The organism is Burkholderia sp. SIMBA_051, assembly GCF_046534915.1.
Lineage (GTDB): Bacteria > Pseudomonadota > Gammaproteobacteria > Burkholderiales > Burkholderiaceae > Burkholderia > Burkholderia ambifaria.
Genome location: NZ_JAWRXS010000276.1, coordinates 1 through 272 on the forward strand (window position 1 = coordinate 1; position 272 = coordinate 272).

Annotated in this window: 1 pseudogene; it reads right to left on the bottom strand. The window is 63.2% G+C overall.

Annotated elements, in window-relative coordinates:
• A pseudogene (locus SB771_RS34515) lies at positions 1 to 272 on the bottom strand (hypothetical protein); the annotation flags it as partial.

Genomic DNA, 272 nt, shown 5'->3' on the forward strand with positions numbered 1-272 from the left:
CTACGTTGATATCAGTGACAAGCTGTAGTCGGATGAGGCTGGCGCTACGAATCGTCTCCTTCAGCTGTACGAGGCTCTCGCGCGTCCTCGGCTCATCGGCGCCAAGCAGGGCCTCGCCAACGGCTTCCTCCATTCGGGCGTCTTCTGCCTGGCGCTGACGAACATGCGTCCGCGCCTCGTCGAGCCGCCCGGCCATGTCGCGGCTCCAGTTGACGCTGCCTGGCGCTCGATAGGCTTGATAAAGCCGGTCACGAATCAGCTGGCGGTACTCG